The 582-nt window shown below is 70.4% G+C and carries 1 protein-coding gene; it reads right to left on the minus strand.

The annotated features are described in order from the left end of the window. Positions 1 to 582, minus strand: a 582-nt coding sequence (locus DYI24_RS27560) for a DNA primase (RefSeq protein ID WP_164574563.1), incomplete at both ends; no start/stop codon positions are given.

Below are 582 nucleotides of genomic sequence, written 5' to 3' on the forward strand. Positions count from 1 at the left end.
GCTCGTTGATCCGGGCCTCCAGCGCCGCGCGCCGCTCCGGGGTGGCGAACATTCCGCCCTCCGCCTCGCGCGCCCACAACATGTCGGCGAGCGGCCGCGCCGCACCGATCACCTCCTCGACCGCGAGCCGGCCGCCGGCGCGGGCGAGATCGTCGGGATCCTGCCCTTCTGGGAGCAGCGCAAAGCGCAGGCTCTTCCCGGGCTTCAAATGCGGGAGCGCGAGGTCGGCGGCGCGATACGCCGCCTTCTGGCCGGCGCGGTCGCCGTCGAAGCACAGGATCGGCTCGTCGGCCATCTTCCAGAGGTGCTGCAGCTGCGCTTCGGTCAGCGCGGTGCCGAGCGGCGCGACGGTGGCGGGAAAACCGGCGGTGACCAGCGCGATGACGTCGACATAGCCCTCGACCACGATCACCGCGCCGCCGTCGTGCGCGGCTTTGCGCGCGGGCGCGTGGTTGTAGAGATTATCGCCCTTGTGAAACAGCGGCGTCTCCGGCGAGTTCAGGTACTTCGCCGCGACGTCTTTCTCCAGCGCACGGCCACCGAACGCGATCACACGGCCGCGCAGATCGGTGATCGGAAACA

Origin of the sequence: Rhodopseudomonas sp. BR0C11 (assembly GCF_010820945.1) — a bacterium.
GTDB lineage: Bacteria > Pseudomonadota > Alphaproteobacteria > Rhizobiales > Xanthobacteraceae > Rhodopseudomonas > Rhodopseudomonas palustris_H.